20 protein-coding genes are annotated in these 21,859 nt (G+C 58.7%); 9 read left to right on the plus strand and 11 right to left on the minus strand.

Annotation, left to right across the window (positions count from 1 at the left end; translation table 11 throughout):
• Positions 1–10: 10 nt before the first annotated feature.
• From ACT3R7_RS15440 to ACT3R7_RS15465, 6 genes are all read right to left on the minus strand, one after another.
• Positions 11–931 carry a metal ABC transporter permease gene (locus tag ACT3R7_RS15440; protein WP_087110707.1) on the minus strand — a complete coding sequence of 307 codons (921 nt, stop codon included), beginning with the start codon at positions 929–931 and terminating at the stop codon, positions 11–13.
• A complete protein-coding gene (locus ACT3R7_RS15445) occupies positions 928–2,019 on the minus strand; it encodes a metal ABC transporter permease (RefSeq protein WP_192538644.1) in 1,092 nt (363 codons plus the stop codon). Before ACT3R7_RS15445 ends, ACT3R7_RS15440 begins: the two co-directional genes overlap by 4 nt.
• A 3-nt stretch (positions 2,020–2,022) precedes the next feature.
• Positions 2,023–2,805, minus strand: a complete 783-nt coding sequence (locus ACT3R7_RS15450) for a metal ABC transporter ATP-binding protein (RefSeq protein ID WP_087110711.1) — start codon at positions 2,803–2,805, stop codon at positions 2,023–2,025.
• Between the two features lie 15 nt (positions 2,806–2,820).
• Positions 2,821–3,795: a metal ABC transporter solute-binding protein, Zn/Mn family gene (locus ACT3R7_RS15455; protein WP_192538643.1), complete on the minus strand. Its 975-nt coding sequence runs from the start codon at positions 3,793–3,795 to the stop codon at positions 2,821–2,823.
• A 398-nt stretch (positions 3,796–4,193) separates the two neighbouring features.
• Positions 4,194–5,564: a PepSY-associated TM helix domain-containing protein gene (locus tag ACT3R7_RS15460; protein WP_087110715.1), complete on the minus strand. Its 1,371-nt coding sequence runs from the start codon at positions 5,562–5,564 to the stop codon at positions 4,194–4,196.
• Positions 5,565–5,649: 85 nt separating this feature from the next.
• Positions 5,650–7,821, minus strand: coding sequence for a TonB-dependent receptor domain-containing protein (locus ACT3R7_RS15465; RefSeq protein ID WP_444489847.1), 2,172 nt, complete (start codon positions 7,819–7,821; stop codon positions 5,650–5,652).
• A gap of 213 nt (positions 7,822–8,034) precedes the next feature.
• Here ACT3R7_RS15465 and ACT3R7_RS15470 point away from each other — a divergent pair, with 213 nt between their 5' ends.
• The 8 genes from ACT3R7_RS15470 (at position 8,035) to ureG (ending at position 14,133) form a co-directional block, all read left to right on the plus strand.
• Positions 8,035–8,241 carry a hypothetical protein gene (locus ACT3R7_RS15470; RefSeq protein ID WP_225733841.1) on the plus strand — a complete coding sequence of 69 codons (207 nt, stop codon included), beginning with the start codon at positions 8,035–8,037 and terminating at the stop codon, positions 8,239–8,241.
• 403 nt (positions 8,242–8,644) lie between these two features.
• Positions 8,645–9,529, plus strand: a complete 885-nt coding sequence (locus tag ACT3R7_RS15475) for an urease accessory protein UreD (protein ID WP_087110721.1) — start codon at positions 8,645–8,647, stop codon at positions 9,527–9,529.
• A 22-nt stretch (positions 9,530–9,551) separates the two neighbouring features.
• Positions 9,552–9,854, plus strand: coding sequence for an urease subunit gamma (locus tag ACT3R7_RS15480; protein ID WP_009098441.1), 303 nt, complete (start codon positions 9,552–9,554; stop codon positions 9,852–9,854).
• Positions 9,855–9,934: 80 nt separating this feature from the next.
• A complete protein-coding gene (locus tag ACT3R7_RS15485) occupies positions 9,935–10,255 on the plus strand; it encodes an urease subunit beta (protein WP_087110727.1) in 321 nt (106 codons plus the stop codon).
• Entirely contained in the window at positions 10,252–11,967 is a 1,716-nt protein-coding gene (gene ureC, locus ACT3R7_RS15490) for an urease subunit alpha (protein ID WP_192527747.1), read from the plus strand. The genes ACT3R7_RS15485 and ureC overlap by 4 nt, the downstream gene beginning before the upstream one ends.
• Before the next feature lie 275 nt (positions 11,968–12,242).
• Positions 12,243–12,791 carry an urease accessory protein UreE gene (gene ureE, locus ACT3R7_RS15495; RefSeq protein WP_193092667.1) on the plus strand — a complete coding sequence of 183 codons (549 nt, stop codon included), beginning with the start codon at positions 12,243–12,245 and terminating at the stop codon, positions 12,789–12,791.
• Positions 12,781–13,491 (plus strand): urease accessory protein UreF, encoded by a 711-nt coding sequence (locus ACT3R7_RS15500; RefSeq protein WP_087110732.1) that lies wholly within the window; start codon positions 12,781–12,783, stop codon positions 13,489–13,491. Before ureE ends, ACT3R7_RS15500 begins: the two co-directional genes overlap by 11 nt.
• 12 nt (positions 13,492–13,503) lie before the next feature.
• Complete coding sequence (ureG, locus tag ACT3R7_RS15505) at positions 13,504–14,133, plus strand: urease accessory protein UreG (protein ID WP_192538637.1); 630 nt, start codon at positions 13,504–13,506, stop codon at positions 14,131–14,133.
• Positions 14,134–14,555: 422 nt separating this feature from the next.
• Here the strand turns inward: ureG and ACT3R7_RS15510 are convergent, their stop codons facing one another.
• The 5 genes from ACT3R7_RS15510 to ACT3R7_RS15530 are packed head-to-tail and all read right to left on the minus strand — an operon-like array spanning position 14,556 to position 20,593.
• Entirely contained in the window at positions 14,556–14,807 is a 252-nt protein-coding gene (locus tag ACT3R7_RS15510; RefSeq protein ID WP_192538636.1) for a formate dehydrogenase subunit delta, read from the minus strand.
• Between the two features lie 11 nt (positions 14,808–14,818).
• Positions 14,819–15,670: a formate dehydrogenase accessory sulfurtransferase FdhD gene (gene fdhD, locus ACT3R7_RS15515; protein WP_192538635.1), complete on the minus strand. Its 852-nt coding sequence runs from the start codon at positions 15,668–15,670 to the stop codon at positions 14,819–14,821.
• Positions 15,667–18,549 (minus strand): formate dehydrogenase subunit alpha, encoded by a 2,883-nt coding sequence (fdhF, locus tag ACT3R7_RS15520; protein WP_192538634.1) that lies wholly within the window; start codon positions 18,547–18,549, stop codon positions 15,667–15,669. Before fdhF ends, fdhD begins: the two co-directional genes overlap by 4 nt.
• On the minus strand, positions 18,546–20,102 hold the full coding sequence (locus tag ACT3R7_RS15525; protein ID WP_192538633.1) for a formate dehydrogenase beta subunit: 1,557 nt from the start codon (positions 20,100–20,102) through the stop codon (positions 18,546–18,548). The genes fdhF and ACT3R7_RS15525 overlap by 4 nt, the downstream gene beginning before the upstream one ends.
• On the minus strand, positions 20,099–20,593 hold the full coding sequence (locus ACT3R7_RS15530; RefSeq protein ID WP_018916916.1) for a formate dehydrogenase subunit gamma: 495 nt from the start codon (positions 20,591–20,593) through the stop codon (positions 20,099–20,101). The genes ACT3R7_RS15525 and ACT3R7_RS15530 overlap by 4 nt, the downstream gene beginning before the upstream one ends.
• 140 nt (positions 20,594–20,733) lie before the next feature.
• On the opposite strand from ACT3R7_RS15530, the gene ACT3R7_RS15535 reads away from it, so the two are divergent.
• On the plus strand, positions 20,734–21,801 hold the full coding sequence (locus tag ACT3R7_RS15535; protein ID WP_192538661.1) for a substrate-binding domain-containing protein: 1,068 nt from the start codon (positions 20,734–20,736) through the stop codon (positions 21,799–21,801).
• Positions 21,802–21,859 lie beyond the last annotated feature (58 nt).

Consider the following 21,859-nt stretch of genomic DNA (forward strand, 5'->3'; position numbering starts at 1 on the left):
GTTTAGCCTTTCAAAACAATGAAGGCGGCTCCATCGGCGCCTGCCGCGCCCGGCGGCGCTTCAGCATTTGGGTAATCAGCCCGTAGCGCGGCCCGCCCAAAAAGGCCAGTATCAGAAATACGCCGGTCATTACCGCCATCATGCCACCGATGGAGACGTTGAAATGCACCGCGAGGAAATAGCCGGAAATGCTCGAGGCGATCGAGATCAGCGCGCCGAAAATGAACATCATCCACAGGCGGTCAGTCAGCAAATAGGCGGCGGAGGCGGGAACAATGGCAAAGGCGATGAACAGCACCGCCCCCACGGCGTCGAAGGCCGCCACGGCGGTGGAGCTGGTCAGCATCAAAAGTACATAGAACAGGATCGTCGGCATGAAGCCAAAGGTTTTGGCCAGCGCGGGATCGAAGGTGGCGAGCTTCAGCTCTTTATAGAAGAGCCCGATAAACGCGTAGTTGAGCAGCGTCATTACGCTCATCGAGACCAGCGCCTGGGGAATCGGCAGGCCGAAAAGCTCGACGGTATCCAGCCAGACAAACCCGATTTCACCCAACAGCACGGTGTGGGTGTCGATATGCACGTCGTGGGCGTAGATATTGAGTAGTAACACGCCAATGGAGAAGAGTGCTGGGAACACCAGTCCGATGGCGGCGTCCTGCTTCACCCGCTTGGTATTGGCCAGCGCCTCGGTGAGAAATACTGTCAAAAGCCCGGTCAGCGCGGCGCCGATGAGCTGCACCGGCCCGCTCTGCTGCTTGGTCAGTATCCAGACGATCACGATGCCGAACACGATCGAATGGCTGATGGCATCCGACAGCATGCTGTTGCCGCGCAGCACCAAAAACGTGCCCACCGCTGATGAGGCGATACCCACCATGGCGCCGACCAGAATGATGGGAAGCGCGGTACTGTTGAGAAGCTCTGCGATCATGGCGCGACCTCCTCGAACGTGGCGACCACCTGGCGCGCTTTTGCCTGCCCTGTTGTCGTCAGCCCCCAGTCCGCTTCACCTTGTGAGCGGGTCAGGTAGCCTTGGCGTTTTAACAGGGCAAGGGTGAGCCGTGCGCTCAGCGATAAACGCCGTGATGCAGGCCGGGCCGGGTGTTTATATAGCGTGTAGAGAAGCTGGCGTTTTTGAAGCTCGGCTTTCTGGCGGTAGTGTTTCATGATGCCCCATAAAAGCCCGCGCCCTGGCGCCAGCGCCAGCGACAGCAGCACGATGGCCGTGGCGGTTAGTACGATCAGCGGGCCGGTAGCAAGCCCGCGCGAGAGCGTGCTGATCGTCGCGCCGGAGACGCCGCTGACGATACCCACGCCCGCCGCGATGGCAAGCATGGTGCCCAGGTGGCGGCTCCACTGGCGCGCGGCCGCCGCCGGGGCAACGATCATCGCCGCCATCAAAATGACGCCGACCATCTGCAGGCCAACCACCACCGCCAGTGCGACCATGGCGGTCAGTGTCGCCTCTATGGCCGTGGCGGGCATGCCAAGCGTTCGGGCGTACTCGGCGTCGAACGTGACCAGCTTGGCCTGCTTCCAGAAGGCGGCGAGCAGCGAAAGCGTTACCAGCGTCACGCCACCCATCACCCACAGATCCGAGCGCAGCGTGGCGGCGGCCTGGCCGAATAAAAAGGCCTCGAGCCCGCCCTGGGCGGCGTTGCTGGTGCCTTGAATGTAGGTGAGCAGCACGATACCAACGGCAAAGAAGAGGCTCAGGCAAACGCCTAGCCCCGCATCGGTTTTCAGGCGGCTTTTGCGGGTGAGCAGCAGCATGATCAGCGCTGCAAGAGAGCCGGTAGCAAGCGAGCCGATCATGATGCCGCCAATATCGCGGCTGCCGGTAATGATGAAGCTCAGGCATATTCCCGGAAGAGCCGCGTGGGAGATGGCGTCGCCCAGCAGGCTTTGACGGCGCAGCACCGCAAAGCAGCCCAAGGGGCCGCTGATCAGGCCCAGAAGCGAGGCGCCGATCACCACGTTTTGAAAGGTATAATCCGATAGAAGTTCGAGCCACTGCATGGGTCAGGTCACTTTTGAGGCGGGAAACGTTAATGACTCGTGGTCACCCAGCAGCGCGATCTGGCCGCCGTAGGCCTGGCGGAGGTTGTCGATCTTGAAAACGTCTTTGGCGTCGCCACTGGCAATCACGCGCACGTTCAGTAGCAATAGCCAGTCGAAGTAGGTACCGACAGTTTGCAGATCGTGGTGGACGACGATAAGCGTCTTTCCCGCATCACGCAGGCGGCGCAGTATATCGATGATCGCCCGTTCGGTGGTGGCATCGACCCCGGCCATGGGTTCGTCCAGAAAGTAAACGTCGGCCTGTTGCACCAGTGCGCGGGCCAGAAACACGCGTTGTTGCTGGCCGCCGGAAAGCTGGCTGATCTGGCGGTGGGCAAGCTCGCTCATGCTGACCATGTCGAGCGCGTCCATCGCCTCTTTACGTTCTCGGCGCCCGGGGCGCTTGAACCAGCCAAGGCGCCCGTAAAGGCCCATGGTCACCACATCGAGCGCGGTGGTGGGAAAGTCCCAATCCACGCTCGAGCGCTGGGGCACGTAGCCCACCCGCTTGCGCTGGGCGGCATAAGGCTTGCCGTGCACCAGCACCTCGCCGGAAAGCGATGGCACCAGCCCTAAAAGGCTTTTGATCAGCGTGCTTTTGCCTGCGCCGTTGGGGCCGACAATTCCCGCCATCACGCCCGCCGGGATATCGAGATTGATATCCCAAAGCACGGGCTGATTATGATAGCTCACGGTCAAATTGTTGATGCTGAGAGCGGGCTCGGCACTTGCAGATGTTACCATCGAGAGTATGCCCTTCTATCCCTGTTGGTCGAGCTGCCACTCGCTTGCCCAGTCATTGAGCTCATCGGGCAGTGGGGAAAGTGTGCCGCCGAGTGCGTTAACGATATGCTGGGTATTGCGGTAGATCATACCCATATAGGTGCCGTCGACGGTACCGTCATCGCCCATGGCGTCGGAATAAAGCTCGCCGCCAACCACAACGTCATGGCCACGCTGCTTGGCCGCGTCGATCACCGCCTGGACGGTGCGCGGATTGATGGTGCTTTCAACGAACACCGCCGGTACGTCGCGCTCTACCACACTCGTCGCCATGTTGCGGATATCGGCAATGCCGGTTTCGGTTTCGGTGCTGATGCCTTGAATACCTTCAACGTCGATATCGTAGGCGCGCCCATAGTAGCTAAACGCATCGTGGGCGGTCACCAGCACGCGCTGACTCTCGGGAATGGTCGCGATACTCTCCTTGACCCACTTGTGGAGCGCCAACAGTTCGGTCTGGTAGCGCTCGGTGTTGGCTTCAATAGTATCCGCGCAGTCGGGGCGCGCTCCAATAAAGGTATCGCTTAGCGTCGGCAGCGTTTGCGCCCAAAGCGAAACATCCATCCACAGGTGCGGATCGATGCCGTAGATATCCTGCGCGGTAATCAGCGATGAAGGGTCGATCGAAGAGGGCGCGACAGCAAGCGTCGGGGTGCGCGAAGAGAAATTTTCCAGCACCGAACCCAGCTGGCCTTCCAGGGCGTAGCCCGAGTAAAGAATCTGTTCGGCGCCGCGCAACAGCGAAACATCGCTGGCGCTGGCCTGGAAAAGATGCGGGTCGATCCCGGGGCCCATCATGGCCTGGACGCTAACGCATTCGCCGCCTACCTCCTGTGCCACATCGGCAATCATGCCAATGGTTGCCACCACGTTGAGGGGCGTTTCATCAGCCGCTGCCAAGGTACTGAAAGGCAGCATTCCCAATAGAATCACAGCATGTTTTGTTGCCATTATTAAGCTCCAGACTCGACATGAGGTAGATAGTAGACGAAGCAGTGTTACTCCGTGTAATCATTTTGCGCTGTGGAAACAAGTATAGCCTCGGCTAAGTTTGTGGCGCAAATAATTTAATGTCAAGCGGATAAACGTGCTGAGGTAGACTGAAATAGGCATGAGTTTATGAGGCAATAAGCGCAAATGCGCTATTAATGTATCGCTTTAGTTGGCCAAGGCATCAACGGGTCTTGCGCTGGCATCGTTCGATACTTGAAGGCATACCGATAGTGGCTATTCTGTGGCGCGTGTGAGTAGCGGGAAAGATAGAGCGAGAGGCGTAAATTGAGATTTAGATAAACCTGAGCTTCTGGCCCCAAGGGGGCCAGAAAGAGGGAGTGATAGAAACTGAGGTGTTACCTTGGCTGGTTAACCAGCCTCCGCTCCTGGAGCGGGCGCACAATCAGCCAATCAAGCAGCAGCATGACGATCAACGACGCGCCTACCAGCGGGAAAATCAATCCGCCTATCGCCAGAATGGCAATCAGACCCCGGAAAACGCGTTTGTCTGCCGGTAGTGGCGGTACGCCCATTGCGCGTGAGGGGCGGCGCTTCCACCACATTACTGCGGCCGATACCGCCAGCAGGATAATCGCCACGCACACGGTCAAAAAGAGCAGTTGGTTGGCCAGACCAAACTGCTGGCCCATATGCACGTTGATACCAAATTCCAACCAGCGACCCAGGGGCCCGTAATCGGAGTAGCTCATGTCGATCAAGCGCTCGCCGCTGTACTGATCAAGATGCACCACGCGCTGTTGGCTAAGGTCATTAGGATAGACTGATCCGGTGTACACGCCGGTCTCTGTGGTGGGCAGGCTGACCGCATAGCCATGATGCAATCCCAGCTCATCGAAGATGGCGACAGCGCCGTCAAGGCCAATGCTCGTTGCCTGGCCTGGTCCCTGTGTGGATTCTGGAATTTGTGCCTGTTCGAGTGACCAGTTTGTCGGGCTTTGCGCGTTTAAACGCGCTTCCGACATGGGCACTTCAACGCGCACACCAGAGGGGTAGCCGAAATTGTTACCGTTAGCCCACTGATTAACCTGCGCGCCCCACACGCCCGACCAAGGCATTCCGGTGATCGCCAGAAAGACGATAAACCCACCGACAAAAATACCCAGCACGGCATGCAGATCACGCCAGAACACGCGGCTTTTTGGCTTGCCGCGCACGCTAATCACGCCGCCTTTGCCTTTACGCCGTGGCCACCAGAGGTAAATGCCGGTGAGCACTAGCAGGGTTGCCCAGCCGCCGGCTATTTCAATCAGTTTGCGCGCTGTAGGTCCAAAGTATTTCAAACTGTGCAGATAGCGAACGGTCCACATCACCGTGCCGCGGTCATCCAGCGCCCCCAGCACATTGGCAGTATACGGATTGACGTAAACGGCTAACCGCTCGCCCGAGGCAGTATTCACTGTGATCTCCGCCGAGCTTTTCGGCGTGGCGGGGTCGGTGAATTTTACGGCAGTGCCAGGGTGAGCCGTAAGGGCTGCGCTTACCAGCGTAGAGGGAGGGAGCGTCGCCTCTTGAACGGCTACGCGCTTCACATCAGCGTGTATGAGTGCATCCAGTTCGTCCTTGAAAAGATAAAGGCCCCCAGTAATTGCCAGGGTGATCATGAACGGCAGAACCAAAAGGCCGGCGTAAAAGTGCCAGCGCCAAACGGCGCGATACAGGTCGAAGGTCTTGCGTTTACCTTCTTGTGGGGGTGACGTGGTCGACATGAAGTCTCTCCAGACCACCAGGCATCTAGCCTGGTGGTTTTAAGCGGTAAGGGTAAACAGGTGCTCTACTGAGCACCTGAATGAATCAGAAGCTGAAGTCGGCCCGTGCCCACACCATGCGGCCAGGCTCATTAATGCCGCGATCCAAATCAGCGGGATAGCCAAAGGCTGCATTACCCGCCAGATTCAAGTGTTCGGTGTAGGTGGTATCGAAAACGTTATCCACCCCCACACTTAGCGTTAGGTGGTTGCTTGCTTGATAGGCACCGTTAAGCGAGAACACCCCGAAGCCTGACGACGATTCCAGATCCTGGCCGACGACATTGCCTTTTTCGAGCGCAATACGGTTTTGTGCCGCAACACCACGCCATAGGCCACCCACAGAGTAGTCATCGTGTGCATAGGTCAGGCCGACCTTGGCTTCCAGCGGTGGGATCTGTGGTAATGCCTCATCGTCGTTGGCATTTCGCCCCCAGGCATAGGCCAGCGAGGCATTGCTTACCCAGTTGTCGGTTAGTTGATAGCTAGCGCCCACTTCGGCACCCGCAATCTGAGCATCAATGTTATCGATCTGAGTACCGCCCATGCCCGCGGTGTTGTAATCAAACAAGATGAAATCGTTAACGTATCCTGCATACCCGGACACCCATGCGCTTAAGCGCTGGTCGTTATACTGCGCGCCTATATCCAACTGGGTGGTTTTTTCGGGTTGAACACCGTCAAAGGCATTCAAACTACCGGCCGGGCCTGCCTGACTAGAGCTCAATTCCCAGTAATCGGGAAAGCGCTCCACATGCCCGACCCCGGCATACCAGGTGACCGGTGCTGAGGCTAAATCCTGCTCATAGCGGATAAAAGCGCTGGGCAGAGTGTCGCGGCGGGTGAGGCCTGTGGTAGCTGTGTCCAGGCTTTCGTCACTGACGCGGTAGCGGTCTACGCGGGCGCCGCCAATAAGACGGTCACGTTCATCGATAAAACGGGTGACTTCGCTGAAGGCGCCAAACTGGGTCTGCTCGTAGTCGGGCTGCCAGTGTTCGCCATCCAGATTGCGATGTACCTGATGCTCGACATCGACACCGGCCGTCCACGTGGTGTTTTCCCACTCCCACGTTGATGCGACGCGCGCGCTGCGGGTGCGACGGTCTAGCCGCATGGCCATGCCGTCACTCATGTCCATACCGCCATCCATATCCATGCCGCTGCCCATGTCCATGCCGCCGCCCATGTCCATGCCACCACCCATGTCCATGCCGCTGCCCATGTCCATGCCACCACCCATGTCCATGCTGCCCGGTGAGCGCAGCGTGAAGTTATCCATAATATGGTCGGCATAGGCATAGTTGGCCTGCATTTCCAGACGTTTCCAGTGTTCACCTAAATTCTCGCGCTGAAAACGGATGCCCACGGTTTCGCGCAGAAATTTGCTGCCATCCATACCTCGCCCGGCATAGCGCGCTTCGCCGTCTCCTCGGCCTGCGGTGACTTCAAGCCAGGTATCGTTGTCGGGTGTCCATCCAAGCGCTATGTCACCGTTCCACTTATCCCATAACGAGGGCACGGCGTTGCCATCGCCATCCTGATAGTCATTAGCTTCGGATTGATTGCCGGTAATGCGCAGGTAGCCGTCTTTATTGCCTAAAGCGGCATCAATGCGGCGATCAAAGCGCCCATAGGTACCCAGCATGACGCTGCCATCCACTCGCACACCGGCTTCATCGAACTCCTCCGGGCCGCGGTCAAAGCGCACCGTTGCCGCTGAAGCGCCGGGGCCCCACAGAACGGACTGCGGCCCTTTGGTGACGGTGAGGCTGTCGTAATTTTCAGGTGAGATATAAGACGTAGGCGCATCCATTCTTGCCGGGCAGGCGCCTAGCATTTGGCTGCCATTGGTCAGCACGCGAAGACGTGAGCCAAACATGCCACGGAACACCGGATCACCGTTGGTGCCACCGTTACGAATGGCAGAGAACCCGGGGATGGTCTGAAGGTAGTCGGCGCCGTCGCTGGCAGGGGCCGGTTGCCGCGGTATACGCGGGTCGGTTTCCACCGTGAGCGGTGAGCTTAGCGGTACAGCGGTCACGACCATCGTGTTTAACGCATGATGATGCTCGTGGTGAGCGGCAGGCGCCTGTGCCCATACGCCTTGAGCAACAACGCTCGATGCGGCAGCGACGCTTAATGTCAGTACGTGTCGTTGAAAACGGTTTTTTAAGCGGGCAGGCGTAACGACGCCATGCCCAATAGTTAGATGCGGCATGATGATCCCTTTTTTTGGTGTAGACAGCCGCCAGCCAGAAGCAAACTTCAGGCTAAAAAGGCTGACGATGTGGCGTTATACGATCCGAAAAAAGGGCGGGGCGCGCGTTAGCGCGTGGGGGTAGTTATCACAGGACTTTATAGCCTGTGTCGGTTGCGTCAGCAGCTGGTCATGCGTAATAAACGCTTGCAAGCTGATCGCAGGGAGAGAGGTATGCGCCGTTGGAAACTGTTGCCAGATGGCACAGTAACCACATTGGTGGAACCAGTTGAATATCGGTTCTACTTCTTCAGCATGGCCCGCATGATGATGGTGGCTTGCTTGAGGGGCAGTATGTTGATGATGACCGCCGCCTTGATGGCTAGAGTGATGACTAGCTTCGTGATGCGCGTGATGTTGCCCATCGGACTGATACTGTGAAATCAGCGGCCCAACTAACAGCAGCTGCATCGCCACAAACGCCATACAAAGCGCAATGCGATACCAGAGCTTGTTTGCTGAGCATTGTAACTGCACGAAGCCATCTACCTTGGTGGGCAACAGACAAGCTGTTGACGGAGGATGGCCCAATAGTATCGGAAAGTTCCCAAATAAGAAGTGTTGGGCGTGTGGTCTTTTGCCACACAAGGGGCGGTTAACTACTTGTTATTTTTGGTGCGGCCGACCCTTTTAATGATCTTTTTTGGTGCAAAAAGCCGTTAGTGCTGATGGGTTATGACGGCTAAAACTTTGCAGCGATAGTAAAAGTCCACTTTTCCCCATTTTGGCGCATTCCTTGCATTTGAAAGGCTATGACCTATTCAAAAGGATGCGACTGTCTTCCATGACCTTGCGCGAACTCGCCCCACCGCTTGCGGGCTCCGGCCACCGCTTTGACCAGGAACGCCACTGGGCGGCCTCACTGGCGCTGCGTTTTGCCAAGCGCGATGGCGCCACGCGGTTAATCCAGGCACGCCACCAAGGGCCACTTCGGGTCCAGCGGCCGTTTTATCCTGAAGGCAGCCAGGAGGCGTGCCATATCTACGTACTGCACCCACCCGGCGGATTGGTCAGCGGCGACGCGCTCACCATCAAGGCTCACGTCGAGCAGGGCGCACATGCCCTGTTGACCACCCCGGCGGCGAATAAGCTTTATAAGGCCGATAGCCAAGGCGTGGCCTGGAGCCAGCGCACTGAACTTGAGGTCGCCGATGGCGCAACGCTTGAGTGGCTACCTCAGGAAACCATTGCCTTTGATGGCTCTAAAGGCGAACAGCGTACCCATATTGATCTTCACGGCAGTGCTCGCTGTTTAGGCTGGGAAGTCATGGCCTTGGGCCGCCCGGCGAGCGAGTTGCCATACTTATCAGGACGCATTGAGCAGTATTTTCGTTTGACGCTGGATGGCAAGCCGCTGTGGCTAGAACGCCAGCCGTTAGACCCGTTACACCCGCGCTTTATGGGGCGCTGGGGGCAGGGCGGCGCTACGGTGCAGGCCACGCTTTGGGCGGTGGGAATGAGTGATGCGCCAGCGGCGATTGAGGAGCTGCGTAATGCCCTGCCGGATAACCCACGCTGGGCGGTAACGGTGCGCCAGGACGTTTTATTGCTGCGCTATCTGGGTGACTCACGAAATGAAGCCTGGGCGCTGTGCGAACAGGCCTGGCAATTGCTGCGCCCGCGCTGGATTGAGCGCGAGGCCCATATTCCACGTATTTGGTTAACTTAATCGATTCTGATGGAGGCGCCCTATGGAATTAACCCCAAGAGATAAAGACAAGCTGCTGCTGTTTTCCGCCGCCCAGCTTGCCGAGCGGCGCAAAGCGCGAGGGTTGAAGCTTAACTATCCCGAAGCGGTCGCGCTGATCAGTTTCGAGATTATCGAAGGTGCTCGGGACGGTCGCAGTGTGGCGGATTTGATGAGCTACGGGCGCGAGATTCTGAGCCGTGATGACGTGATGGAAGGCGTGGCCGAGATGGTCGACGAAGTCCAGGTCGAAGCCACTTTTCCGGATGGTACCAAGCTCGTGACGGTTCACACGCCTATTGTGTGAGGGGTGAGGAGTGAATGGTTAGGGGTAAGCGGTATTACTCCTCACATCTTACTCCTCACAACAAAACAAGGAGTAAGTAGATGATTCCCGGTGAGTATCAGTTAAAAGAAGATGATATTGAGCTATGCGTGGGGCGTGAGCGCATCACGGTGGACGTGGCGAACACCGGTGACCGGCCGATTCAGCTCGGCTCCCACTACCACTTTGCTGAGGCCAATCCCGCGCTGGTGTTTGATCGCGACAAGACCCGCGGTTTTCGCCTCGATGTGGCCGCAGGCACAGCAATCCGCTTTGAACCTGGCCAGACCCGTGAAGTCACGCTGATTCCGTTTGTGGGTAAGCGAGAGATCTACGGCTTTCGTGGCGAGGTGATGGGACCGCTGGACGGAGATAAACAATGAAACCGGGTAACAAGATCAGTCGGCAAGCCTATGCTGATATGTACGGCCCCACAGTAGGCGACCGGGTACGCCTGGGCGATACCGAGCTGTGGATTGAGGTCGAAAAAGACGCCACCCACTATGGCGACGAGGTCAAATTCGGCGGCGGCAAGGTGATCCGCGATGGCATGGGTCAGAGCCAACGTAACGATGAAACCGTCATGGACACCGTCATCACTAACGCGCTGATTCTCGATTGGTGGGGCATCGTCAAAGCCGATGTGGGGCTACAGAACGGACGTATTGCTGCGATTGGCAAAGCGGGCAACCCAGACGTGCAGCCCGATGTGGATATCGTGATTGGCCCCGGTACGGAAATTATCTCGGGCGAAGGCAAGATCCTGACCGCGGGCGGCATCGACGCGCATATCCACTTTATCTGCCCCCAGCAGGTAGACGAAGCGCTGATGAGCGGTGTCACTACCATGCTGGGCGGCGGCACCGGCCCGGCCACCGGGTCGAATGCCACCACCTGTACGCCGGGCGCGTGGCACATTGGCAAAATGCTTCAGGCGGTGGATGACCTGCCCATGAATATCGGCCTGCTGGGTAAAGGTAATGCCAGCCTGCCGGAAGCCTTGGAGGCCCAGCTGGAAGCGGGCGCCATGGGCCTCAAGCTTCACGAAGACTGGGGCACAACGCCCGCATCAATTGATACCTGCCTGAGCGTGGCCGAGCGCTATGACGTGCAGATCGCCATTCACACCGATACGCTTAACGAATCGGGCTTTGTGGAAGATACTTTGGCGGCGTTTAAAGAGCGTGGCATTCACACCTACCACACTGAAGGCGCGGGCGGCGGACACGCGCCGGATATCCTCACTGCGTGTTCCAAAGAGTACGTACTGCCGTCATCGACTAACCCCACGCGGCCCTACACGGTGAACACCATTGATGAGCATCTGGATATGCTCATGGTTTGCCACCACCTGGACCCCAACATTCCCGAAGACGTGGCGTTTGCCGACTCACGCATTCGCCGTGAAACCATTGCTGCCGAAGATATCCTGCACGATTTGGGCGTGATCTCAATGATCGCCTCCGACTCTCAAGCCATGGGGCGGGTAGGCGAGGTGGTCTGCCGCACATGGCAAACCGCGCACAAAATGAAAGTACAGCGTGGCTTGCTGCCTGAAGATGAAGCGCTTGGTGCCGATAATCTGCGTGCCAAGCGCTATATCGCCAAGTACACCATCAACCCGGCGATCACCCACGGTATCGCTCACGAGGTGGGCTCTATTGAGGTAGGCAAGCTTGCCGATCTGGTGCTCTGGAAACCGGCTTTCTTCGGCGTTAAGCCGTCGCTGATTTTAAAAGGCGGCATGATCGCGGCAGCACCCATGGGCGACCCTAACGCTTCAATCCCCACGCCCCAGCCGGTTCATTATCGACGCATGTTCGGCGCTTTTGGCCGCGCGGCCAGCCAGACCCGGCTCAATTTTGTCAGCCAGGCGGCGATTGATGCAGGCCTCAAGGAGCGCTTGGGGCTTCAGAGCACGCTTGCCGCGTGCAAGAACGTACGCGGGGTGCGTAAGAAGGATATGAAGCTCAACGATGCCTGCCCCGAGCTGACCGTGGATCCGCAGACTTATGAAGTGCGCTGCGATGGCGAGCTGTTAACCTGCGAGCCCGCCACAGAGCTGCCGTTGGCTCAGCGTTATCATTTGTTCTAGATGCAACCCCGGCAGCGCTGCGCACTGCGTCGCTAGCTGAAGCTACTCCTACAGGGGGCGTGAGCTACTCCTGCGGGAGGTGCATGCACTTTAACCGGTAGGAGCTGAGTTCACTCGGCGATGGCGGCGCAGCCGCCCTTGGTTGGCATGGCGCGGTACATGGTGTTAGCCACCAACCCGGCAGCGCTGCGCACTGCATCGCTAGCTGGAGCTGCTCCTGCAGGGCGTAGGCTGATTGGAAAGGTTCAATGTATTGGGCGATTAAGAGGTTAATGATGCTGAAACTGATAGAACGTTTAGGCCCGGTGGATGAAAGCGCAGCCAGCGATACGCTCACACTTCCCTTTGAACTGCGCATCCGTGGGCGCCTAAAAGCCGAAAGCGACAATGGCCAGGCGCTGGGGCTATTTTTAGACCGTGGCCCCGTACTGCGCAGTGGTGAAGGGTTAAAAGCGGAAAGCGGCGAGGTCATTCGCGTATGCGCCGCCATTGAACCGGTAGTGACCGCACGAGTAAGTGCTGGCTTACCCCTGGCGCGGTTGGCCTACCACTTGGGCAACCGCCATGTGCAGTTGGCGCTGGGCGAAGACGAGCGCGGCGGCTGGGTACGCTTTCCGCCCGATCACGTGCTGGAGGAGCTGGCTGAACTGCTGGGCGCAACGCTTGAACGTCACGCGGCCACGTTTGATCCAGAGCCGGGCGCCTATAACCAGGTGGGTGGACATGGTCATTCACACAGGCACTCGCATGCTCACGACCACGACCACGACCACGACCACGACCACGACCACGACCACGACCACAGCCATCACCATGCCCACTGAATCCGCAGCGTTGGGCAGCCAGCCTGATCTAGCCCTGCTCGGGCTGATGCAGCTAGTCAGCCCGGCACTGCCCATCGGGGCCTTTGCGTTTTCTCAAGGGCTGGAAAGTGCCTTTGAACTTGGCTGGGTTCACGATGAGCAGACGTTGGCCGAGTGGCTTTCCGGCGTGCTGGAAGATGGCCTGACCCGCTGTGAACTACCGGTAATTGTCCGCTTATATACGGCGTTTACGCAGCACGACAGCGCGGCGATTGCCCAGTGGGATGGTTGGCTGAGTGCCACGCGGGAAACCGCCGAGCTTGCCGCTGAAGACAGTCGCTTGGGAGCCTCTCTCAAGCGGCTGTTGGGTAGCCTTGGCCTGCTACCCAGTGAGGGCTTACTACCGTCCTTGTTACCGGTTCAGCCGGGCTATGTCACGCTGTTTGCGTTTACCGCCCATGCGCGAGGCGTAAGCATTCGTCAGGCGCTGATCGGGTTTGCCTGGGCATGGCTTGAAAACCAGCTGGCGGTGGCCTGTAAAGCGCTACCTCTTGGGCATACGGCCGCTCAGCGGATTATCGAACAGCTGCGATCGCCGCTGGTTAGCGCGGTAGATGAAGCATTAACGCTCGACGATCACGACCTTGGCCCCATATTGCCGGGGCTGGCGCTAGCCAGTGCCCTACACGAAACTCAATATTCACGCCTATTTAGAAGTTAGGAGATACTTACCATGACTCACTGTTTACGTATTGGTGTGGGCGGCCCCGTTGGTTCGGGTAAAACGGCGCTACTCAAGCAGCTCTGTCTGGCGCTGCGCGACTATTACGATATCGCGGTGGTGACGAACGATATTTATACCCGCGAAGACGCTGACTTTCTGCTCAAGCACGATGCCCTGGCGGCTGACCGTATTCTGGGCGTAGAAACAGGCGGCTGCCCGCATACGGCCATTCGTGAAGACGCCTCGATGAATTTGGCGGCCATTGATGAGCTACAGGCGCGCCACCCCAAGCTTGAGCTCGTGTTGGTGGAGTCGGGGGGCGATAATCTTTCGGCGACGTTTAGCCCCGAGCTTTCCGATTTAACCCTTTATGTAATCGACGTCTCGGCGGGCGATAAAATCCCCCGTAAAGGCGGACCGGGAATTACTAAATCGGATCTGCTGATTATCAACAAGATTGATATTGCCGAGCAGGTTCACGCGTCGCTTGAGATCATGGAGCGCGACTCAAAAAAAATGCGCGGCGAACGGCCATTCGTGTTTACCAATCTGTATGACGGCGTGGGGCTTGAGGAAATTATCCGGTTCATTCTGGATAAAGGGATGCTGGACGAAAGACGCCCGCAAGCTATTGAATAAATATAAACAAAAAGGCTGCCATGACCAGGCGGTAAAAGGTCATGGCAGCCAAAAAAAGGTGGTTGGCTTCATGCCAAACGGGCCATCCCTGGCCACCACGCCGTTACAGTGAACGTTGTAATTCTTTATATCCTTAACCTAGGTTATGAATTTAAATTTATACTGTGTTTTAACGCTGTATTGGTCAAAAGATCAGCGTAAATAATGAGAATGTTGATAAAAGTCAATTTGATAGCAGTCATTTGGCGACTGATGAACAGTAGGAAAAATAACTCAATAAGTAGTTGGCTTACCCAATAAAACGATCCTCAGCGCGCATGCTGAAGATGAGTGAGAAGTGCTCAAACGTAAAATAAAGATGTGCGGATGCAAAAAAGGCTTGCCGCGCGGCAAGCCTTATTACGCTCTAACACGATCACTTTCTAACGCGTGATACTTTGCCGTTCTAAAAGCCGGGTCGCCAGCAGCGTGGCAGCACGCCGCGCCAGGGGGGAAAATTCGACGCCCTCAAGTTCGAGATTGGCAACGAGGCGATGCTTCATGGGCCGCGCCCAGAAAGTTTCCAGGTGGCGGCACGTAGCGGTCGCGGCGGCTTCTTCGTCGCGCCCGCCGCCCAGGTTGGCGGCGATCTGATTAATCATGTGAACCAGGTTCGCATCGGTGTGCGTCGACATCGCGTGTCTCCTCAGCATTGAGCCATAGCAGCGGCCGCCACAGGGCGGTGGTAGATTAAATGACGGCCGGGGCGAGCAAAGCCCGCCAGCAGCAAGCCCGCCGTGCGTGCCTGCTCTACCGCCAGGGCCGTCGCGGCGGAAACGGCCACCAGCGCGCCGATCCCGGCACTGGCACATTTATGCACCATTTCGTAGCTGGCACGGCTGGAAACCAGCACAAAGCCCTCTGCAAGCGGCGCTGCATCGCGGGCAAGCGAGCCAATCAGCTTATCCAGGGCATTATGGCGGCCTACATCTTCGCGCAGCCGCTGAATGCGCCCGTGTAAATCGCACCAAGCGGCACCGTGTACGGCGCCTGTCGCCGCCTTTAACGGCTGGTAGGCGGCAAGTTCTCCCAGGGCGTGTTGAATAGCCGCGTCATCAAGTTGCGGCGCTGTTACCGCGGGGATCGGCCGAATGGCCTGTTCAAGGGCTTCTGTGCCGCATAGCCCGCAGCCGGTGCGCCCGGTCAGGCTACGGCGACGCTGCTTGAGTTCGGCCAGCCGCTGGGTGGCAATGGTCAGGTGAACGGCCAGACCCTGGGCTTCCTCACGAAGCTCCAGGTCGTAGCATTCGTGGGGATGAGCCAGAATGCCCTCCGTTAGGCTGAACCCCAGGGCCAAATCTTCAAGCTCCGAAGGGCTTGCCATCATCACCGCATGAGAGATGCCGTTGTAGACCAGCGCCACCGGCACTTCCTGGGCCAGGGTGTCCTCCTGCATATCGGCGAACCAGCCGGTTGCGCTCTTGCGCACCTCAACCGGCAGACGCGCCAGGGCGGTATCCGGTTGAGGTGGCGTGCCGCCTTCGCGGTCTGCGCTCATGGCGCCTCCTGTTGTGCCTTCTCCAGATAGCCGCGCTGGGCCTGATCAAAGGCGTTAAACCGCTGCTGCCAGGCGGAAGGTTGGCTGACTCTTTCTACCTGCACGGCGGTAACCTTGTATTCGGGGCAGTTGGTGGCCCAATCGGAGTTATCGGTAGTGATAACGTTGGCGCCGCTGCCCGGGTGGTGGAAGGTAGTGTAGACCACCCCCGGCTGCATGCGTTCGCTCAGCCTGGCGCGCAGCACCGTCTGGCCCGAGCGGCTGGTAATCCCCAGCCAGTCGCCGTCGCGCACGCCGCGCACTTCGGCGTCACTTGGGTGCAGTTCCAGCACGTCCTCGTTGTGCCAGTGCTGGTTATCGGTGCGCCGGGTCTGGGCGCCAACATTGTACTGGCTGAGTATCCGCCCGGTGGTCAAAAGCAGCGGGAAACGCCGATTGGTACGCTCTTCGGTGGCCACGTATTCGGTAATTGCAAAGCGTCCCAGGCCGATGGGGAAGTTGATTTCATGCATGGTCGGCATGCCTTGCGGGTGCTCGTCGTTGCACGGCCACTGCAGGCTGCCGTACTCTTCAAGCTTGGCGTAGCTCACACCTGTGAAGCTCGGTGTTAGGCTAGCGATTTCATCCATGATTTCGGATGGATGGACATAGTTCATCGGGTAGCCCAGCGCATTGGCCAGATCCTGAGTGATTTCCCAATCCTGCTTGCCAGCTACCGGTGGCATGACCTTGCGCACCCGGTTGATACGTCGCTCGGCATTGGTAAAGGTGCCGTTCTTCTCCAAAAAGCTCGAACCTGGCAGCAGCACATGGGCGAACTTGGCAGTCTCGTTCAAGAAGATATCCTGAACGATCAGGCAGTCCAGCGAGCGCAGCGCCGCCTCGACGTGCTGGGTGTTGGGGTCGGACTGGGCGATGTCCTCGCCCTGCACGTAAAGCGCCTTAAAGGTGCCTTCAATGGCGGCATCGAACATATTAGGAATGCGCAGCCCTGGCTCGTCGTCAAGCTGCACGCCCCAGGCGGCTTCGAAACGGCCACGCGCGATTGGGTCGGCGACGTGCTGATAGCCCGGAAGCTCATGGGGGAAAGAGCCCATGTCACACGAACCTTGTACGTTGTTCTGTCCGCGCAGCGGGTTGACGCCCACGCCCTCGCGGCCGATATTGCCGGTGGCCATGGCCAGGTTGGCGATCCCCATCACCATGGTGGAGCCTTGGCTGTGCTCGGTAACACCCAGGCCGTAGTAGATAGCGCCGTTACCTGCCGTGGCATAGGTGCGTGCCGCTTGGCGTACGGCTGCTGCGGCCACGCCGGTGATCGCCTCGCTGGCCTCCGGGGAGTGGCGCGGGTCGGCGATAAACGTGCGCCAGCTCTGATACGCCTGGGTGTCGCAGCGTTTGGCGACGAACGCCTGGTCTTCCAGGCCTTCGGTGATCACCACATGCCCAAGCGCATTGATCAGCGCGACGTTAGTACCGGGGCGCAGCGGCAGGTGCTGGGCTTCGTTCAGGTGCGGGGTCTTGAGCAGGTCGATACGGCGCGGGTCGGCGACGATCAGCTTGGCACCCTGGCGCAGGCGCTTGCGCATCATTGAACCAAACACCGGGTGGGCGTCGGTGGGGTTGGCGCCGATCACGATGATCGCATCGGCCTTCATCACCGAGTCAAAGGTCTGGGTGCCCGCTGATTCGCCCAGCGTGGTTTTCAGGCCGTAGCCGGTGGGCGAGTGGCAGACTCGCGCACAGGTGTCGGTGTTGTTGTTGCCAAACGCCGCGCGAATCAACTTCTGAACCAGATAGGTCTCTTCGTTGGTGCAGCGTGACGAGGTGATGCCGCCGATGCTTTCGCGGCCATGCTCGGCCTGAATCGCCTTCAGACGGCTGGCGGCAAAGCCGATGGCTTCTTCCCAGCTGGCCTCGCGCCATGGCTGGTCGATGCTCTCGCGAATCATCGGAGTAGTCAGGCGGTCCGGGTGAGTGGCGTAGCCGAACGCAAAGCGCCCCTTCACGCACGAGTGGCCGTGGTTGGCGTCGCCACCCTTGTACGGCACCATGCGGACCAGCTTATCGCCCTTCATCTGAGCCTCGAACGAACAGCCCACACCGCAGTAGGCGCAGGTGGTGACGACGCTTCTATCCGGCACGCCGTGATCGATCACGCTGTTTTCCATCAGCGTGGCGGTTGGGCAGGCCTGAACGCAGGCACCACAGGAGACGCAGTCCGAGTCCATGAACGCTTCGTCCTGCCCCGCCGCCACCTTGGAATCAAACCCGCGTCCGTCGATAGTCAGCGCAAAGGTACCCTGGACTTCCTCGCAGGCGCGTACGCAGCGCGAACAGACGATGCACTTGCTCGGATCGAAGCTGAAGTAGGGGTTGGATTCATCCTTGACAGCATCAAGGTGGTTCTCGCCCTCGAACCCGTAGCGCACTTCGCGAAGGCCCACACTGCCCGCCATGTCCTGCAGCTCGCAGTCGCCGTTGGCCGGGCACGTCAGGCAGTCCAGCGGGTGGTCGGAGATGTACAGCTCCATCACGTTGCGGCGCAGTTTAGCGAGACGCTCGTTCTGGGTGGTGACCTTCATGCCTTCCACCACAGGGGTGGTGCAGGAGGCTGGCAGCCCACGGCGGCCCTCTACCTCTACGGCGCATAACCGGCAAGAGCCGAACGGCTCCAGGCTGTCGGTGGCGCACAGTTTGGGAATATTGATATCGGCCAGTGCCGCTGCGCGCAGTACCGAAGTGCCTTCCGGTACCGTGATGGTGATGCCATCAATTTCCAGGTTCACCAGCGCCGTACCGGTTGGGAAAGGCGTGCCCAGGTCTTTATCGTGGGCGGCGCTTCTGGCGTACTGTTTAGGGTCAAAGTGTCCGATCATGATCTGTCTCCGTTCGCGGCCCGCTGGAAATCGTCAGGGAAGTATTTGAGCGCGCTTTGTACCGGGAAGGGGGTCATGCCACCCATGGCGCAGAGCGAGCCATCCACCATCGTTTCGCAGAGGTCATGGAGCAGGGCGAGGTTGTCCTCGCGGTTATGATTGGCGCGGATACGGTCGATGACCTCCACGCCACGGGTCGAGCCGATACGACACGGCGTGCATTTGCCGCAGGACTCTACCTTGCAGAATTCCATCGAGAAGCGCGCCTGTTCGGCCATGTCCACGCTCTCGTCAAACATCACTACGCCACCGTGGCCCAGCACCGCACTTTCTGCCGCGAAGGCTTCGTAGTCCAGCGGCAGGTCCCACTGCGCTTCAGGCAAATAGGCACCCAGCGGGCCGCCTACCTGCACGGCACGCAGCGGTTTGCCGCTTAGCGTGCCGCCGCCAAACTCCTCCATTAGAGTGCGCAGCGTGGTGCCGAAGGCCAGTTCTATCAGCCCTCCGCGCTGAACGTTGCCCGCCAGCTGAAGTGCCAGCGTGCCCCGCGAGCGACCCATGCCGTGCGAGGCGTAAGCCTCAGCGCCTTCAGCGAGGATAAACGGCACGGCGGCCAGCGAGAGCACGTTGTTGACCACGGTCGGTCGGCCAAACAGACCTTCAATGGCGGGCAGCGGTGGCTTGAAGCGCACCAGGCCGCGCTTGCCTTCCAGGCTTTCAAGCAGCGATGTTTCTTCACCGCAAATATACGCCCCCGCACCCAGGCGCACTTCCAGATGAAAGGCGCGGCCGCTGCCGCAAAGGTTCTCACCCAGAAAGCCGGCCTGCTCGGCGCGGGCAATGGCCTCGTCAAGAATCTCCTTGGCCAGCGGGTATTCCGAGCGCAGATAGATGTAGCCCTGAGTTGCCTTCACCGCGAGCCCGGCAATGGTCATGCCCTCGATCAGCATGTAGGGGTCGCACTCCATCACCAGCCGGTCGGCGAAGGTGCCGGAGTCGCCTTCATCGGCGTTACACACGATGTACTTTTGATCGGCGGGCGTGTCGAGCACCGTCTGCCACTTGATGCCGGTAGGGAACGCCGCGCCGCCGCGACCGCGAAGCCCGGAGGCCTTCACTTCCTCGACGATACCCTGCGGCTCAAGGGCCAGCGCAGCCTCAAGACCAACAAAGCCGCTGTGGGCGCGATAGTCATCAATCGATAGCGGGTCGGTGATGCCGATACGCGCAAAGGTAAGACGCTGCTGGCGGGCGAGATAGTCGATGTCTTCGGTTGGCCCCAGCGCCAGGGAATGATTAACGCTGCCTTCCAGCATGCCGCTTTCGAGCAGAGCGGGTATATCGGCAGAGGTAACCGGGCCGTAGGCGAACCGGCCGGTTGGGGTTTCCACCTCGACCAGCGGTTCCAGCCAGGCAAGCCCGCGGGAGCCGTTGCGCACCAGCGTAATGGGCTCGCCACGGGCCGCGGCTTCACGCGCCAGCCGGTTGGCGATAGCATCGGCGCCCAGCGCTAGTGCAGTGGTATCGCGGGGGACAAAAACGCGAATGCTCATGCCATCACCTCCAGCGGCCGGGTTTGCAGCTCATCGAGCAGCGCATCGAAGGCTTCGGGCGTAACCCGTCCGCGAACGCTGTCGTCCACACGGATCGACGGGCCGCAGGCGCAGTTGCCAAGGCAATAAACGGCTTCAAGGGTAATTTCGCGGTCGGGCGTCGTTTGATGGTAATCAACCCCCAGGCGCGCCTTGGCGTGAGCTTCCAGCTGGCGCGCGCCTACCGACTGGCAGGCCTCGGCACGGCAGATCTGTACCACGTGGCGTCCCGGTGGCGTGGTACGAAAATGGTGATAAAAACTGATAACGCCATGCACTTCGGCACGGGTCTGTTGCAGTGATTCGGCAATAAGGGGTATGGCCTCTGAAGGAATAAAGCCGAAGCGGTCCTGGAGAGCATGCAGAATTGGCAGCAACGCGCCTGGTTTGTGATGAAGAGCGTTGATCTCAGTCTGGATCGACTGCAACGACCATTCTTGAGACTTGTTCATCATGTCTCTCCTGGTGCTGATTATTGTTTGCATATATGCACGCTTATGCTTATTTAGAGTAGATATGAAAAAGGCGTGCACCACGGTCTATGTAACGCTAGCATCAAGCTAACAGAGACAAAATATGAAAATTTATGCCAATGAAAAAAATTACCGTCATTCCCACCTGGTGCTTTCGCGATGAGGCGGGGAATCAGTTGGATTTACAGCTACTTCGCCTGCTGAGTGCGGTATATAGGCGGGGTAAGTTAACGCATGCCGCCGCAGACGTGGGTATCTCATACCGGCACGCCTGGAACTTATTGCGCCAGGGCGGCGATTTTTTTGGCGTGCCGCTGGTCGAGTTGCAGCGTGGGCGGGGGGCGCAGCTTTCGCTACTGGGCGAAAAGCTGCTGTGGGCCGAGCAGCGCGCCATCGCCCGTTTAGGGCCACAGTTGGAAAGCCTGGGGTCTGAACTCAATCTCGCCATTCAGCAACAGCAGCAGGGGGCGCTATCGGTTTTGCGTCTACATGCCAGTCACGGCTTTGCCGTTGAACTACTCCCTAAGCATCTGCAAGAAATACCGCTAGATTTACAGTACTGCAGCCCGCAGGAGTCGCTGGCAGCGCTCAATCGAGGCAGTTGCGATGTGGCGGGCTTTCACTTGCCGCGTGGTGCTGTGGGCGAGCGCGTTCGCGATACGTACCAAGGTCTTTTAAAGCCCCGCGAGCACCGGGTGATTGGCTTTATCGCCAGAACCCAGGGGCTAATGGTCGCGCCGGGCAACCCGCTAGGCATCACCGGCGTAGAGTCGCTTATTAATAAGGCCGTACGTTTCGTAAACCGCCAGGCATCGTCAGGCACGCGTTCGCTGCTGGACTGCCTGCTTTCTGAAGCGGCGGTTTCAAGTACCAACATTCGTGGTTATGAAATCGAGGAGTACACCCACTCGGCCGTTGCGGCGTATGTGGCGGCGGGCATGGCGGATACCGGCTTTGGCGTAGAAGCCGCCGCGCAGAAGTTTGGCTTGGATTTTATACCACTGGCTATCGAAGATTACCTGCTGGCCTGCCACCACCGCTCCCTGAAAGAACCTCGGTTTCGCGCTTTCCTGGAAATACTGCAGGGTGAAGCCTTCCAGGAAGCGGTCGGGCGCCTGCCGGGCTATAGTCCAAGTCAGTGTGGTGACGTGATGCAGGCAGAAGACATACTCTCAATAATACCGTAAGCAGCTATTGGAGAGGTCGAAGGCATGACTATGCCAAGGTGTCTCAAAAGGTATAATT

The sequence above is a fragment of the Halomonas sp. AOP43-A1-21 genome (assembly GCF_052376775.1).
GTDB classification, from domain to species: domain Bacteria; phylum Pseudomonadota; class Gammaproteobacteria; order Pseudomonadales; family Halomonadaceae; genus Vreelandella; species Vreelandella colorata.